Annotated in this window: 13 protein-coding genes; 7 read left to right on the plus strand and 6 right to left on the minus strand. The window is 60.9% G+C overall.

Annotation, left to right across the window (positions count from 1 at the left end; genetic code table 11):
* Nucleotides 1-13 precede the first annotated feature (13 nt).
* From ACIQJ2_RS19930 to ACIQJ2_RS19940, 3 genes are all read right to left on the minus strand, one after another.
* Nucleotides 14-862 carry a carbohydrate ABC transporter permease gene (locus tag ACIQJ2_RS19930; protein WP_400746569.1) on the minus strand — a complete coding sequence of 283 codons (849 nt, stop codon included), beginning with the start codon at nt 860-862 and terminating at the stop codon, nt 14-16.
* Nucleotides 855-1793 carry a carbohydrate ABC transporter permease gene (locus ACIQJ2_RS19935; protein WP_199151465.1) on the minus strand — a complete coding sequence of 313 codons (939 nt, stop codon included), beginning with the start codon at nt 1791-1793 and terminating at the stop codon, nt 855-857. Before ACIQJ2_RS19935 ends, ACIQJ2_RS19930 begins: the two co-directional genes overlap by 8 nt.
* Nucleotides 1794-1865: 72 nt before the next feature.
* On the minus strand, nt 1866-3167 hold the full coding sequence (locus ACIQJ2_RS19940) for an ABC transporter substrate-binding protein (protein ID WP_400670798.1): 1302 nt from the start codon (nt 3165-3167) through the stop codon (nt 1866-1868).
* A gap of 220 nt (nt 3168-3387) precedes the next feature.
* On the opposite strand from ACIQJ2_RS19940, the gene ACIQJ2_RS19945 reads away from it, so the two are divergent.
* From ACIQJ2_RS19945 to ACIQJ2_RS19955, 3 genes are all read left to right on the plus strand, one after another.
* Nucleotides 3388-4590 carry an ROK family protein gene (locus ACIQJ2_RS19945; protein WP_400670801.1) on the plus strand — a complete coding sequence of 401 codons (1203 nt, stop codon included), beginning with the start codon at nt 3388-3390 and terminating at the stop codon, nt 4588-4590.
* Between the two features lie 140 nt (nt 4591-4730).
* Complete coding sequence (locus ACIQJ2_RS19950) at nt 4731-5831, plus strand: Gfo/Idh/MocA family protein (RefSeq protein ID WP_400670803.1); 1101 nt, start codon at nt 4731-4733, stop codon at nt 5829-5831.
* 126 nt (nt 5832-5957) lie between these two features.
* A complete protein-coding gene (locus ACIQJ2_RS19955; protein ID WP_199088379.1) occupies nt 5958-6599 on the plus strand; it encodes a ThuA domain-containing protein in 642 nt (213 codons plus the stop codon).
* A 78-nt stretch (nt 6600-6677) separates the two neighbouring features.
* Here the strand turns inward: ACIQJ2_RS19955 and ACIQJ2_RS19960 are convergent, their stop codons facing one another.
* Nucleotides 6678-7976 carry an ABC transporter substrate-binding protein gene (locus ACIQJ2_RS19960; RefSeq protein ID WP_400670807.1) on the minus strand — a complete coding sequence of 433 codons (1299 nt, stop codon included), beginning with the start codon at nt 7974-7976 and terminating at the stop codon, nt 6678-6680.
* A 152-nt stretch (nt 7977-8128) separates the two neighbouring features.
* Here ACIQJ2_RS19960 and ACIQJ2_RS19965 point away from each other — a divergent pair, with 152 nt between their 5' ends.
* From ACIQJ2_RS19965 to ACIQJ2_RS19980, 4 genes are all read left to right on the plus strand, one after another.
* Complete coding sequence (locus ACIQJ2_RS19965; protein WP_400670810.1) at nt 8129-9151, plus strand: LacI family DNA-binding transcriptional regulator; 1023 nt, start codon at nt 8129-8131, stop codon at nt 9149-9151.
* A gap of 41 nt (nt 9152-9192) precedes the next feature.
* Nucleotides 9193-11049, plus strand: a complete 1857-nt coding sequence (locus tag ACIQJ2_RS19970) for a DUF2264 domain-containing protein (RefSeq protein WP_400670812.1) — start codon at nt 9193-9195, stop codon at nt 11047-11049.
* Complete coding sequence (locus tag ACIQJ2_RS19975; RefSeq protein ID WP_400670815.1) at nt 11046-12071, plus strand: hydroxyacid dehydrogenase; 1026 nt, start codon at nt 11046-11048, stop codon at nt 12069-12071. Before ACIQJ2_RS19970 ends, ACIQJ2_RS19975 begins: the two co-directional genes overlap by 4 nt.
* A 114-nt stretch (nt 12072-12185) precedes the next feature.
* On the plus strand, nt 12186-12773 hold the full coding sequence (locus ACIQJ2_RS19980) for a transglycosylase SLT domain-containing protein (RefSeq protein ID WP_400670818.1): 588 nt from the start codon (nt 12186-12188) through the stop codon (nt 12771-12773).
* A gap of 51 nt (nt 12774-12824) precedes the next feature.
* On the opposite strand, the gene ACIQJ2_RS19985 is transcribed toward ACIQJ2_RS19980, so the two are convergent.
* Both ACIQJ2_RS19985 and ACIQJ2_RS19990 read right to left on the minus strand, forming a co-directional pair.
* Complete coding sequence (locus tag ACIQJ2_RS19985; protein WP_400670821.1) at nt 12825-14087, minus strand: Gfo/Idh/MocA family protein; 1263 nt, start codon at nt 14085-14087, stop codon at nt 12825-12827.
* Between the two features lie 111 nt (nt 14088-14198).
* Nucleotides 14199-15620, minus strand: a complete 1422-nt coding sequence (locus tag ACIQJ2_RS19990; protein ID WP_400670824.1) for a mandelate racemase — start codon at nt 15618-15620, stop codon at nt 14199-14201.
* Nucleotides 15621-15869 lie beyond the last annotated feature (249 nt).

Below are 15869 nucleotides of genomic sequence, written 5' to 3' on the forward strand. Positions count from 1 at the left end.
GCTCCAGTAAGGCTCAGGACTTCACCGCACCGGCGGTGAGGCCGGCGATGATGTGCTTCTGCGCCAGGAAGAAGACGATGATGGTGGGAAGGATGGTCAGCGTGATGAACGCGAGCACCAGTTCCCATTCGGTGCCGAATTCGCCGCTATAGACCATCATGCCGAGCGGCCAGGGATAGATCGAATCCGAATTCAGCATGATCAGCGGCAGAATGTAGCTGTTCCAGCTGCCGACGAAGGAGATGATGCTGACGGTCGCGATGATCGGCCGCGAGAGCGGCAGCGAGATATGCCAGAAGAAGCGGATATAGCCGCAGCCGTCGACAAAGGCGGCCTGGAACAATTCTTCCGGAAGGTTTCGAAAATAATTTCGGAACAGCAGAATGCTCATGCCGAGGCCGAAGGCCACCTGCGGCAGCACCACGCCCCAATAGGTATTGAGCAGGCCGAGATCGCGGATGCGGATGAACAGCGGCAGGATGGCGGTGGCGGCCGGGAACATCAGGCCGATCAGGAAATAGTTCAGCAGGAAGTTCGAGCCGAAGAATTTGACATGCGCGAAGGCGAAGGCGGCCATCGCCGAGACCGACACCGTCAGGAATACGGTGAGAACGGCGATGATCAGGGAATTCATCATCTGCCGCCAGTAGCGGTCGCCGAAGAGGATGCTGGTGTAATTCTCGACATGCCACTCGGCCGGCAGGCCGAAGGGATTGGTGCGGAGATCACCGAGCGTCTTGAAGCCGCCAAGCGCGGTGGTCAAAAGCGGAATCAGCACGATGGCGGCGATGATGGTCAGCGACACATAAAGATAGATCTTCGTGCCGGCGGTCAGTCGAACGGATGAGGCGATATCAGTCATTGCGCATAAATATCCGTTTGTAGCCGAAGGCGAGGGTGACGCAGATCACGAACAGCACGACGCCGACGGCGCTGCCGAGGCCCACCTGCATGCGGGTGACGCCGAAATTGTAAAGGAAGGTCACCATCGTCTGGGTCGAGTTGAACGGGCCGCCGCCAGTCAGCGGCATGATCATGTCAAAGAGCTGCAGCGATCCCACCACGGCGAAGAAAACAGAGAGACGCAGCGTCGAACCGAGCAGCGGCAACGTCACGTAGCGGAATTTTTGCCAGCCGGTGGCGCCATCGATCTCGGCCGCCTCCAGCACGCTCTTGTCCAGCGACTGCATGCCGGCGATGAACAGCATCATGTGAAAGCCGAAATATTTCCAGACGATCACGCCGAGCACGGCGTACATCGCCAGATCCTTGTCGGCGAGCACGTAAGGGGTCGCGGTGCCGAGGAAATGCGCGAGCGCGGCAAAAAGACCGTAGTCGCCATCATAGACGAAGCGCCAGATGAGGCCTGCCGCCACTTCGGCCAGCACGTAAGGCAGGAAGAAAATCAGGCGGAAGAGCACGACGCCGCGAATGCGATTTGCCAGCATGGTCGCCAGCCAGATGGCAAGCGGCACCTGGATCGCGATCGACACCAGGATGATCAGCGCATTGTTCTTCAGCGACGTCAGGAACGCGCCGTTCTTGAACAGTACCTCGAAATTGCGTGTGCCGACGAACTCTGTCGGCAGGCCGTAGCCGTTCCAGCGATAGAGGCTGTACCAGGCCGCTTCGCCCATCGGCAGGATGACGAAGATGGTGAAAAGCAGAAGTGCGGGCGGCAGAAACAGCAGGATAACAGGCATACGCCCCTGTGCGGCAGGCGATTTTCGCTTTGCAGCGGGTCTCACTCTGGCGACGTTAGGCATAGCAGTCGTGGCGCTGACATCGGTCATGGGCGGTCTCGACAATTGCAGTTCAAAGAAAAGTCGGCGCCGGCACAAGGGAGCGGCCGGCGCCGGATGCCGCTAGAGCTGGTCCTGTTCGAAGGCGTCCTGAACCTGCTGTGCGCCATCCTTTGGCGTGATCTGGCCGGAGGCGATACCGACGGAGATGTCGTTGACCACACGGCCTACGGACGGGCCGAGATCCTGGTCGAAGAAGTTCTGGTGCCAGGTCGAGTGCGCCAGCTGATCGGCCGCGCCGCGCATCAGCGGAGACTTGATGCCATCCTCCGCACCGATAGCCACCGGAATGATCAAGCCGGACTGGGCAATGGTGCGCTCATTCTCGGCATTGGTGAGATAAGCGAGGAAATCGAGGGTCTCAGGCGGCGCCTTCTTGGTGACGGCCCAGCCATTCAGGCCGCCGAGCGTATCGGTCGGAGCGCCAGCTCCGCCTGTTACGGCCGGGAACGCGAAACGACCGATATTGTCGTCCGCCAGGCCCTTCCCGTCGCCGGAATTGACGCGCTGGGTGGCAACCGTCGTCTCGAAGCTGAGGATCATCGCCGCCTTGCCGTCACCGAAGACACCAAGCGTCTGCGGCCAGGTGGCGCCGAGGTAGCCGGGCTGGAAGGGCTCCAATTTGCCGAGCTCGGCGAGCTGCTCGCCGGCCTTGATGATGGCCGGATCGTTGAAGCCGTTGCCCTTGCCGTTCTTGGCATCGTTGAAGACCTGCTGACCACCGTCACGCATGACGAGGTAGCTCCAGTAGAAATGGATCGGCCACTTCTCGCCGCCGCCGCCCGCGATCGGAACGATGCCGGCCGCCTTGATCTTCTTCACCGCGGCCAGATAGTCGTCCCAGGTCTTGATGGCGTCGGCATCGACGCCGGCCTTGGCGAAGAGTGCCTTGTTATAAAAGAAGGAAACGGTGCCCATCTGATAGGGAACGGCGCTGACCTTGCCGTCGAAGGTCAGGCCCTTGATCGCAGCCTGATTGTAGCTCTTCTTCCAGGCGCCGTCCTTGGCATCCATCGCCGAGGTCAGGTCGAGCAGCGTGCCGGTCTGCTGCTGCTGCTTCAGCACGCCGCCGCCCCAGCTATAGAACAGATCGGGGGCGTCCTTGGATTGCAGAAGGGTCGGCAGCTTGGCCTTGAAGGCTTCGTTTGCCAGGAACTGCATCTCGATCTTCGTGCCGGGATGCTTGGCCTGATATTCGTCGGCGATCTTGCGCCAGATCGCAACGTAAGCCGGATTGGCCTCAAGATGCAGCCACTTCACGGTGGTCTCGGCTACAGCGCTCGTGACGCCAGCCAGAATCGCCAGCCCGCTCGTCGCGGCAATAGCGGCAATGCGAAGGGCTTTCGCCCCACGTAGATGGATCATGATTTTCTCCTCCCAAGGGAACCAAGAACCTCAATATTTTTTCCCTTATGCGGAATAATTCAACGGAGCTTTGATGAAATGTCAACCGCCGCAGCTAAATTTTCGGCAGATCGACCGCGAAACGGCTTGACATTGGGCGGTCACCATAGGTTATTTAATTCGCATTCCGTTAAAAATACCAGGCCGCAGCCGAGCGGGTTCATCATTCGGCACCAATCTCATGAAAACAGCAGATCCCGAGCTTATGCGGGCGATAAACCGCTTCAACGTGCTGGATACGATCCGGCGGGCAGGCTCCATCGCACGTATCGAAATCAGCGACCGCACCCAGCTTTCGACCACGACGGTCTCGGCAATCACCGCCTCGCTGCTGGATGACGGGCTGATCCTCGCCCGCACCGAAGGCGACCTGCGCGAGGCAGCCACACGCGGCCGGCCCCGCGTCATGCTGGAACTCAATCCCGATGCTGCGCGCGTCGTCGGCGCGAAAATCGCCGCCAATCGCATGGTCTTCGTCGTCACGGATTTTTGCGGCGAGGTTCTCTCGACGCTGACGCTGGCACTGCGCGTCGATCGGCAACCCATCGGCGTCATCGCCGATCTCATCGAGGACGGCGTGCGCCGCTGCGTTGTCGATGCCAATCTGGCTCTGGACGAGATCGATTCCGTTTGCCTCGGACTGCCCGGCGTCATCGAACACCGCACCGGCCATGTCCGCACCAGCCCGATCTTCCGCGAGACAGGCGTCGACTTCGCCAGGGAAATGTCGGAGCGCCTGGGCGTTACCACGATCGTCGAAAGTGATGCCCACGCCATCACGCTCGCGCATCACTGGTTCGGCAAGGCGAGAGACCTGGATGACATGGTGCTGGTGTCGCTGGAACAAACACTGGGGCTCGGCGTGCTGCATGGTGGCCAGCTCTTTCGTGGCGCCGGCGGCCTCAGCCACAATCTCGGCGATCTCGTACTCGGCATCGGGCCGCAGGGCACGATCAGGCTGGCAAGCCTTGCCGGCGAAAGCGCCATTCTCGGCGACCAGCCAAGCGGCCGATTTGCCGAAGCCATCCGCCTCGGCCGGGGAATGGCACATGCCAAGACATTGATCGACGCGGAGGACAACGCACTGATCGGCGCGGCCATCCGTGCCGGCGAAGCCTGCGGCATGGCACTCGCCAATATCGTCACGCTATTTGCTCCGCCGCGCGTCATTCTGGTGGGATCGAGCCTGGCGCTCGGCCAGCCCTTCCTGGACAGCTTGCGGGAGGCCTATTCGCTGGCGATCCCGCCATCGATCAAGGGCGTGACCGAACTGGTTTTCGATCAGTCGACCGACGAGACCTGGGCGCAGGGCGCTGCGGTCGTGGCGCTGCGCGAACTTTACGAATCGCCCTGGGGAACGACGGGGCCGGCACCGGCCCTCTGATCCCTACAGCAATTCCGGAAAACTGCGCAGCTGTTTTCCATCTGGAATTGCATCGAAACAAAAGGATGGAGCGGCTCAGCGCTCACATGAAACGCCGAGCCGCTCCAGGACAGCAAAGACAAGTCATCTGGAGGAAGCTTATGAACAAGGTCGGCATCGGCATTATCGGCTGCGGGAACATTTCCGGCGCCTATCTCAAAGCCATGAAATCCTTTCCCATTCTCGACATCAAAGGCGTCGCCGACCTCAATCGCGAGCTTGCCGAAGCGAAAGCTGCCGAATTCGGCCTGAAGGCGGTCGATATCGCCGCCCTGTTCGCTGATCCCACGATCGAGATCATCGTCAACCTGACCATCCCGAAGGCGCATGTCGCTGTCGGCCTGCAGGCGCTGGACGCCGGAAAGCACACCTATTCGGAAAAGCCGCTCGGCATCAATTTCGCCGAAGGCAAGAAGCTTGCGGATGCGGCTGCCGCCAAGGGTCTGCGCATCGGCGCGGCACCCGATACCTTCCTCGGCGGCGGCCATCAGACGGCTCGCGCCATCATCGACGAAGGTGCGATCGGCATCCCGGTCGGCGGCACCGCCACGTTCATGTGCCCGGGCCACGAGCGCTGGCATCCGAATCCGGCTTTCTATTACGAAGTCGGCGGCGGCCCGATGCTCGACATGGGTCCCTACTACATCACCGATCTCGTCAATCTGCTCGGTCCCGTCTCCCAGGTTGCCGGCTTTGCGGTGACGCCACGCAAGGAGCGCATCATTACCAGCGAGCCACGCAATGGCGAGCATATCCCCGTGCATGTGCCCACCCACGTTGCCGGCGTCATGGCCTTTGCCAATGGCGCGGTCGTGCAGATCGGCATGAGCTTCGATGTCGCCGGCCACAAGCATGTGCCGCTCGAAGTCTACGGCACCGAGGGCACGCTGATCGTGCCCGATCCGAACCATTTCGGCGGCGCGGTCGAGTATCTCAAGAAGGGCGGCCAATTCGAAGACCGTGAGGTTGCGGCTCCCTATGCCGATGGCAATTACCGTTCGCTTGGCGTCGCCGATCTCGCGCATGCCATCCGCTCCAACCGGCCGCACCGCGCCAATGGCAGCCTGGCGCTGCATGTGCTCGAGGTCATGGAAGCCTTCCAGACCGCCTCCGAGACCGGGCGCACGGTCACCATCACGACCCAAACCGAACGTCCGGCCCCTCTGTCCGAATCCCTCGTGGACGGAAAAATCGGCCGCTAGAACGGTTCAGCGTTTCATAGAACCGCCGAACCGTTCTCGCTCTTTGTTCTCTCGCAATTCCGGACGGAAAACCGCTACGCACTTTTCCTGGAATTGCTTTAACCACACAATTTCAGGAGGAATATCATGCGTGAAGCACTTATCGTCTGGGGCGGCTGGAGCGGCCATGAACCGCAGGAATGCGCTCATATCATCCGCGACATGCTGGAGGAGGACGGCTTCAAGGTCTACCTCGAAAACAGCACCGAAGCCTTCGCCGATCCCTCGATCCACGATCTCAGCCTGATCGTGCCGATCGTCACCATGTCGAAGATCGAGAAGGAAGAGGTGAAGAACCTCGCCGCTGCGATCGAAAGCGGCGTCGGCATCGCCGGCTATCATGGCGGTGCAGGCGACTCGTTCCGCGAAAGCGTCGAGTATCAGTTCATCATCGGCGGCCAATGGGTCGCCCATCCCGGCAACATCATCGATTACACAGTCAACATCACGCGCCCTGATGATCCGATCATGGAGGGGATCACCGATTTCCCCTACACATCGGAGCAATATTACATGCATGTCGACCCGTCGAACGAGGTGTTGGCGACCACGACCTTTACCGGCGACCATGCCTACTGGATCGACGGCGTCGTCATGCCGGTTGCCTGGAAGCGCAAATACGGCAAGGGCCGCGTCTTCTATTCATCGCTAGGCCACCAGGCCAAGGAATTCGCGGTGCCGCAGATGAAGACCATCTTCCGCCGCGGCGCCAACTGGGCTGCGCGGTAAAGATTGAGAAGTTGACGGTGGAATTCAAAAAGGGGGCGCGAACGCCCCCTCAAATCAAAAAGCCTCGATCGACCCCGCTTAGCTCTTCTTGATCTTCAGCTTCGCCTTACCTTCATCCACCAGCTTCTGCGCGGCTTCCGCAACCGTGATCTTGCCGAAGGCAAGCTGATCGGCGACGGGGCGCATCACATTGCCGTCGAATTCCTGAGACCCCATCGGGGCAGGCGGCGGATAATCGCCCACCTGGTCTTTCAGCAGCTCGACATATTTCACCGTCAACTGCTCCGTGGGATTGAGCTGCGGCAGGATAGCTGCGCGCACGCTCGGAGACATCGGCACGCCACGCTCGACGCCGAGAATCTTGCCGGCTTCGATATCATTGACGAAGAAATCGATGAATTTCGCTGCCGCTTCGCCATTCTTGCTCGTGGCGCCGACGCTCCAGATCAATGCCGGGCGGTAGTAGTGACCGGAAGGACCGTCCTTCTTTTCACGCGGCAACATGGTGATCGCCAGCTTGCTCTTGACCACGAGCTGATAGCCGACGAGCTGGTTGGAATAAGCCATGCCCATGGCGGACTTGCCGAGCGCCAGGCAGTTGCTTTCGATGACATTCTGATCGAGCGTCTGCACATCCGGCGGCACCGTGCCGCCGCGCTTGCGCAGCTCCTCCCAGTAGGAATACCATTCCTTGGCGTCATCGACGCCGAAGCCAAGCTCACCTTCCTTGGTGAAGAGGCTTTTGCCACGCTGGCGCATCCATGCATCCAGCACATAGTTATAACGCGCGCCGTAGGGACCGCCCCAATAGGCCCGCTTGCCGGCAGCCTTCGTCATCTCGACGGCGAGATCGGCATATTCGGCCCAGGTCGTCGTCGGGCCAGGCGGGGTCAGGCCCGTTTTCTTGAAGATCTCCTCGTCGTAAAGGAGCGTGAATGAGTTGAGGCCGAGCCCGACACCATAGAGCTTGTCGTTGACCGTCGTCAGCTTCAGCATGTCCTTGCCGAACGCATCGACCTTCAGCGTCGAGGGCACGAACTGATCGAGCGGCAGGCAGGCGCCGCGTTGCGAATAGTCCGAAATCGAGCTGGGCTCGAGTTGGAAGACATCGGCAATGTTCTGGCTGGCCATGCTTGTCGCAAGCTTGGCCCAATAGCCGTCGCCGGCGAGACTTTCACCGATAACGGAAAGGTCCGGGTTCTTGCTGTGAAACAGCTCGGCAACCGCAACAGTGCGCTTGCCTCGGTCGGGCGAGCCCCACCACATGGCGCGCAGCTGCGTCGCATCGGCGAATGCCGGCGACACCCCTCCCCCGAAGGCGAGACCAGCCGCGGTTCCCGCAGCTCCGATCATGAATGAACGGCGATTCATGCGCATGAGATTCCTCCTTCTCTTGCGTTGTCGTCCGCAGCGATCTCCCCGACGCCTCAAGCGGACTAAGGTGGCGCGACGATATGCAACTTCATTGCAATGTGCAATAAAAAAACTTTCTATTGCAAATTTGCATAATTTTGCATACCGTTTGCAATATGAACGACATTCGCTCCAAACGTATCAGGCAGGCCGATATTGCCGCTGCCGCTGGCGTCTCCGTCTCGACGGTGTCGCGCGTCCTGACCAATGAGCCAGGCATCAGCGAAACGATCCGCCAGCACATCTTCAAGGTCGCAAGCGATCTCGGCTATCCGCTGAAAACCGCGGCGGAGACAGCAACCGGCGGCCTGGCGCTGATCGCCAGCGACAGCGTCACCGGGGGCTTGAGCGTTTTCTACGAAGGCATTCTCGAAGGTCTGCGCGCCGGTGCTGCGGAACGCGGCATGCGTTTCGACATCCGACTCATCCGCGAAACGAGAACGGAGCCGGACCTGGTGCAGGAATATCTGCAAACCGCGGGCGCCGAGGGCCTGTTCCTCGTCGGCATCGACCCCTCGGAGGAGCTATGCCGGTGGCTTGAAGCAAGCGGTACGCCGACCGTGCTCGTCAACGGCACCGACCCAAAGCTGCGTTTCGACGGCGTCTCACCTTCGAATTTCTTCGGTGCCTATAATGCAACCCGACGCCTGCTCGATGCCGGTCATCGCCGCATTCTGCATCTCACAGGTTCGCATCGCCAGACGATCCGCGAGCGCATCCGTGGCTTCGAAGCTGCGGTCGCTTCCGTCGAAGGCGCCGAAGGCCGGCTTGTCGAAATGAATTTCCGCGGCAGCTCCAGTCATGAGGCCCATGACGCGACAGCAGCGATCTTAGCCGCAGACGAAGCTTATACCGCCGCCTTCTGCATGAACGATTTCATCGCCGTCGGCGTGCTCGATGCCGTGATCGAAGCCGGCCTGCGCGTGCCGGAAGACTTCGCCATCGTCGGCTTCGACGATCTTCCCTGCGCCTTGATGACCAATCCCCGGCTGGCAACCATGCGCGTCGACCGCGCGGCGCTCGGCCGCGAAGCCATCGGCCTGATGATCGCACGTTTCCGCGATCGCGATGCGCCGGCCCGCCAAATCTGTCACGGCGTCCCCCCCATCGCCGGCGGCACGCTGCCACCCGAAACCTGAAGCCCAATCCCGCCGCGGAAACGATCGAGAAAGCCGAACCGATGATCTACGACCCCGCCAGCTCCAATCCGCTCGCCGGTAACCCGCTTGCCAACCGCGCCGACATGCGCCGTGCGCTGACCGACCTGTTCGATCCGCTGCTGCCCTATTTTTCCGAAGGCAATGCCCGCGTCCGCATCGATGGCGCCGGGGCACATTTCGATCGGGCGGCCGCCGATCTCGAAGGCTTCGCCCGCCCGCTCTGGGGCCTTGCACCACTCGGCGCCGGCGGCGGCGACTTCCGCCATTGGGCCCGCTACGCCGAAGGTCTTGCCAATGGCGTCGACCCCAAACATCCGGAATATTGGGGCACGGTGAACGGCCGTGACCAGCGCATGGTCGAACTCGCAGCCCTCGGCTTCGCGCTTGCCCTCGTGCCGGAAAAGATCTGGGAGCCGCTCGATCAGCGCGCGCGTGACAATCTCATCACCTACCTCAAGCATGCACGCACCTTCGATTATGCCGATAACAACTGGAAATTCTTCCGCATCTTCGTGGATATCGCGCTCGACCGGCTCGGCGCCTCTTTCGACCGCAGCCTGACGGAAAGATACCTGAACGAACTCGACGGTTTCTACATCGCCGACGGCTGGTATCGCGATGGCGATGTCCGGCGTATTGATCACTACATTCCCTTCGCCATGCATTTTTACGGGCTGATCTACTCCAAGCTCGTCAACGACGATCGCTCGGAGCGATACCGCGAGCGTGCAATGTTGTTCGCAAGGGACTTCCGCCATTGGTTTGCGCCGGATGGCGCTACCATCCCCTTTGGCCGCAGTCTGACCTACCGCTTCGCCTGCGCCGGCTTCTGGTCGGCGCTTGCCTTTGCCGATGTCGAGGCGCTGCCGTGGGGTGAGGTCAAGGGGCTGTGCCTCCGACACTTGCGCTGGTGGGTCGACAAGCCGATTGCCCATCGCGATGGCACCCTGCCGATCGGCTTTGCCTATCCCAATCTGCTGATGTCGGAAAACTACAATTCCGCCGGCTCGCCCTACTGGGCTTTCAAGGCTTTCCTGCCCTTGGCGATCCCCGAAACGCATCCATTCTGGACGGCGGAAGAAAAGCCGCTGGAAAATGAGCCGGCTATCATCCCACAGAAGCATCCCGGCATGGTGCTGATGCGCAGCAAAGCCGATGTCGTCGCGCTCTCTTCCGGCCAGGAAAACCAGCAGATGCGCTTCGGCGCCGAGAAATATTCGAAATTCGCCTATTCCGCCCGCTACGGCTTCAGTGTCGAAAGCGACGAGCGCATCTTCGCCGGCGGCGCCTTCGACAGCATGCTCGCCTTCAGCGACGACGGCCTGCATTACCGCGTGCGCGAAACCAATGAAGAGGCCAAGCTCGCCGGCGATACGCTCTATGCCAAGTGGTCACCCTATCCGGATGTGACCGTGGAGACATGGCTCGTCCCTGCCGCACCGTGGCATATTCGCCTGCACAAGATCAGCACGCCGCGGCCGCTGCAGACGGCAGAAGGCGGGTTTGCCATCGCAAGGCGCGACCTGGAGAAGGATACGCTGGTCTCTGCCACGGATGCCGCTTATGTCGTCGGCGAAGAAGATTTCAGCGGCATTCTCGATCTCGGCTCGACGATCAGGCGCGAAGGCATTGCGCAGAAAGCACCGCCGAACACCAATCTCATCGCATCGAAGACGCTGGTGCCACAGCTGCGCGGCACCATTCCCGCTGGCGAGACCACTCTCGTCTCGGCCGTGCTTGCAGAGAAGGACATTTCGGCCGTCGATCACGCCTGGACCAGACCGCCAGCGAGACCCGATATCGACGCTCTGCGCGCCCTTGTCCGGGACAAGGGCATCACGGTCAGCGCCATCGAGGCGCCCGGTCGCCTGCCATGACGCAATTTGCCTCCGGCCGCCCGGCCATCGCCCTTGCCATGCAGCCGTCGCGCACACAGCACGTCCTCCCGGAGGCGCTCCTGCAGCGCCTCGATACCGTCGGCCGTGTGCTGGATGTCGCGCCGATGCAAAATTTCAACGGCGCACGCGCGGCAAAGCTGCTTGCCGAAACCGAGATCCTTGTCACGGGCTGGGGCTCGCGAACCATCGATGCTGCGGCGCTCGCACAGGCGCCGCGTCTGAAGCTGGTCGCTCATTCCGCCGGCACGGTGAAGGGTCTGCTTGGTGATAGCCTGTTTGATCGCGGCATAGTGGTCAGCCACGCAGCCCAGGCCAACGCTCTGCCCGTTGCCGAATTCACGCTTGCCGCCATCATCTTCGCCGGCAAGAAGGTCTTCCAGTTCCGCGATTTCTACGTTGCCGACCGCGACCGGAAGAGAACCGTGCCGATGCAGGCCGAAGCCATCGGCAACTATGACCGCACTGTGGGCATCATCGGCGCTTCGCGGATCGGCCGGCGTGTAATCGAGCTTCTATCGCCCTTCGACTATCGCATCCTGCTTTACGATCCCATGGTCGGCAGCGCGGAAGCAGCCCAGATGGGCGTCGAGAAAACCGAGCTGGATACCTTGATGGCATCCGCCGACATCGTTTCGCTGCACGCTCCTTCCCTGCCCGCCACGCATCACATGATCGACGCAGGTCGCCTGTCGCTGATGAAGGAAGGAGCGACCTTCATCAACACGGCGCGCGGCGCCTTGGTCGATGAAGCGGCTTTGATCGCCGTACTCAAGACCGGCCGCATCGACGCGATCATCGACGTCACCGACCCTGAAATTCCGGAGGCGGCATCGGCCTTCTACGACCTGCCGAATGTCTTTCTAACCCCGCATATCGCCGGCGCCGTCGGGCTGGAACGCATTCGCCTCGGCGAGATGGCTGTCGACGAAGTCGTTCGCTTCATCGAAGGCAAGCCGTTGCTCTACGAGATCCGCCGCGAGGACATGGCGCGCATGGCATGATGCGCCGCAGCAGTTCCACGAAAACTCCCTGAAATCGCCCCATTTCGGCACAGGCGAACAACTCGTTTTTAATCATTCCGCGCTAGCAATCTCTTGAGTAAAGAGGTTTTAGTAATGCGTACCCGCGTCATTTCCATTCTGGCCGTAATGCTGCTCGGCGCGCTGGCGGGCTGTGCGACCGCACCCCATCATACCCGCAACATCTGCGCGATCTTCGATCAGCGCGACGGCTGGTTCAACAACTGGCAGCGGGCCGCAGAGCGAACGGAACGCAAATACGGCGTACCGGTGCCGATTCTGATGGCCACGATCTACACCGAATCCGGCTTCCGGCCGCGCGCCCGCCCACCGAGACGCTATCTGCTCGGCTTCATTCCCTGGAAACGCCCGACGACGGCCTATGGCTATTCGCAGGCGCTCGACGGCACCTGGGACAAGTACAAGCGCGAAACGGGCAACTGGGGCGCAAGCCGCACCGACTTCTCCGACGCCATCGACTTCGTCGGCTGGTATCACTACCAGACGCACCTGCAGACCGGCATTCCGCTGAACGATTCCTACAGCCTGTACCTCGCCTATTATTCGGGCGCGAAGGGCTATCTGCAAGGATCGTGGCGCGGCAATTCGACCGCTCTGGCCGGCGCCAAGCGCTTCAACGGCATGACGAGAATCTACGCGCAGCAGCTGCCAAGCTGCAACTGATCTCGGCATCTGTTTCGGATAAAGCACCCCGAAAACCGATCAGTCGTCGCCTCAGGGCCGCGGCTCCAGCAGATTGAGACCGCCATCTTCGCCCCAGATATCGGCGACCGATACCTGCTGGCCCGTGCGGCTGCTCTGCAGAGCAGCGATACCGCATAGGACGGACATCGCCCCCGCCCGCGAACCAGCGCGCTGCTTGAGCTCGTCGTTCGGTCCCGAGCGCAGCAGCATGTTGCGCAGCCGGTCGTCGCCGCCATAATGCCCACCGGACGAATGCGGCACCCAGATGCGCTCGACATCGCCGAAATTCTTCATCACGACGATTTCGTCGGCAGGCGGCGTCGTCCATTTCTGCTTCTCGTATTGGCGCAGCTCGATGCGGCCCTTATGCCCGTTGAAGGCGATGTGATGCCCTTCGATCGGCATGTAGGTATTGAGGGAATAAGAGACGTTGACGCCGTTGCGATAACGGATCGAGGCGACCATCGTATCGGGGATATCGATATCCTCACGGAAGACGCAGGCGTCGCGCACATAGCCATCGACGGCCGAAGGATCCTCATAGAGGCTCTCGAGCAGCGGCGTTGCGCTGATATCGAGATAGTAGTTGCACTCATCCTTGTACCGACAGCCACGACAGCGCTCGCCGCGAAATGGACCTTTGCGGCCGTAATGCTTGAGATCGGCAAAGGCGGCGACCGTTTCCGGATCGGAATCCAGATACCAGTTCAGAAGATCGAAATGGTGTGTCGCCTTGTGAACGAAGAGGCTGCCGGAATTTTCCGTAAACGCATGCCAGCGGCGGAAGTAGTCGGCACCATGGCTGGTGTCGAGATACCAATGGAAATCCACCGACGTGACATCGCCAATGACACCCGAATTGATCAGCTCCTTGATCTTCGCCGGGGTCGGCGCAAAGCGGTAATTGAAGGAGATATCCAGCCGCTTGCCGGTGCGGGCTTCGGCATCGAGGATGCGCTTGATCTTGTCGACCGTCGTCGTCATCGGCTTCTCGCTGATGACATTGGCGCCCGCCTCCATCGCCTTGACGATCAGATCGTCATGGGTGGAATCGCGGGTGCAGACGATGACGAGATCCGGCTTTTCCGCCTGCAGCAGCGCGTCGAAGTCGGTATAAACCGGCACGGACACGCCAATATATTCCAGCGCCCGCTTCGCGCGCATGGCATTGAGATCGCAGACCGCAACAAGCTCGACATCGTCGCTCCAGCCCTCGATCAGCTCCTTGCCCCACATGGTCGCGCCACGATTGCCCGTGCCGACCAGAACGTAGCGTTTCTTCGATGACTGCATCTGCTCCTCCAGAATCTGCAAACAACGATGACGAGGCCTCAGCGGCCTAGATTTGTCTCGATGGGGCCATGCCTGAGAGGACTGAAGGCCCTCATGACCTTGACCAAAATCCTATGCCGGCGACCTTTCCATCGCCGCCCAATCCGGCGCAACCGCAGAACCAAGGCCGACAGCGGCGATAACGGAGCCAATGGCAAGCTGTCCCGCCTCGATCCGCAACCGCGTGCGGCCATTGCTGACGCGGTAGAGATCGGAGTGTGCCTCAGCAAAAGCCGCTTGCTCGGCCTCCGGCGCGCCGGCCATGCCGTCGACATAGTGATGGCCGTTGCGCTCGATATGGGTCATGCCGATCAGCGAGGCGAGCGCGAGATCCTGCTGCACGGCAAGGCCACCTTGCGTCGTCAGATCCTCCGCCGACATGAAATAGGGAACACCATCTTCCGCACTCCATTTGGCAACGCGTGCCCGGTTCAATAGCGAGCGATAGAACCCTTTGCACGATTTCGAGGAAATGCCAGTGTAGCCAAGCACCCTCGCCGTGACGAAAGCATCGATGTCGGCATCGGATTCGTCGATCTCCACCGGCTTGAAACCGGCAAGCGCCTTCACCGGCTTCTCGAAGGCATGGGCGCGGGCGATCGGCTGCTCAACAAACAGGATGGAGGCGGCAAACCGCGCCAGCCTCGGCTCCTCCTTCACGCGGGCGAGCAGATCGGCGACCGCTTCGGCGGATGAAAACTGCTCGTTACCGTCAAGCGTCACCGAATAAGCGGGCACCTTGGCGTCGATAACGGCAGCAACGCGGCAGAGGCGGTCGATATCGGCATCGGCAACGCCGGAAACCTTGACCTTGAAGAAGGTCAGGCCATAGGCATCGATGGCCTCCTCGAAACTCTCTGGCAAACCGTCATTCAACCGCTCGTTTGTCGCAATGTCGCCAGCCACGATGGCATCGACCAAGCCGACGGTATGGCGCGCGGCAAGGCTAGCCGCCGGCTCCAATGTCGAGAGAAAACCTGAAAGGTCGAAGCCCGCGAGATCGCGGGCTGTCGAAGCATCGATGCCTGGGCGATTGGCCTTGATCGCCTGCGCAATGTTCAGCGCTTCCAGCCGGCAGAGCGCATCAAGAATGGCCCTATTGGCGAGTGCCAGGCCGAAAGAGGCCACCAGCCCGTTCAGCTTTTCTCCCGCGGCCCGCGCATGATGCGAGGCTTCGACAGCCGCATGCAGTCCGAAAGCCGTTCCCGGACCTGCATTCCTCAGCGCATCGAGCGCCAATGCCAACGAACGGCGGAGCTGGTTTTCGTTGTCTGCATTGGAAAGCTCCGGCGATTTGTCGAACCATTTCGGCACCATCAGCTCGGCGGCCATCCCTTCGGCAGAGCGTCCCCGCGCGTCTTCGATGCGCACGCGCAGAAAAATCTGCCGCGCCTCGCGCAAGGTCGCCGCCCCGAAGCGGAAGGGCAGCCGCAGCTTGACCGGGCGTTCGAACGTCTCGGCCTCGACAAGCCTGATTTTCAATGAATCGGTCATGATGCTAGGCGGCTCCCGTGATTGTCAGGCAAGTCTGCTTGCATAGGGGGCAATATACATGGCCCGTTACCCCACCCTCTTTTCAAAGTGGAGAGGCGGGTGTGCGGCCATTCGTTCGTCGCAGAAGCGGCTCTTAAAATCACCAGCCACGTCGCATGGCAGCCAACAGATTTCACGATGTCTCCTCCTCGCCTGATTCCCTCCAGAATCAAGAAAAGCAAATGCCCTGCCGCCTAAGCAATGTAACCA

Origin of the sequence: Rhizobium sp. NPDC092011 (assembly GCF_044756305.1) — a bacterium.
Lineage (GTDB): Bacteria > Pseudomonadota > Alphaproteobacteria > Rhizobiales > Rhizobiaceae > Rhizobium.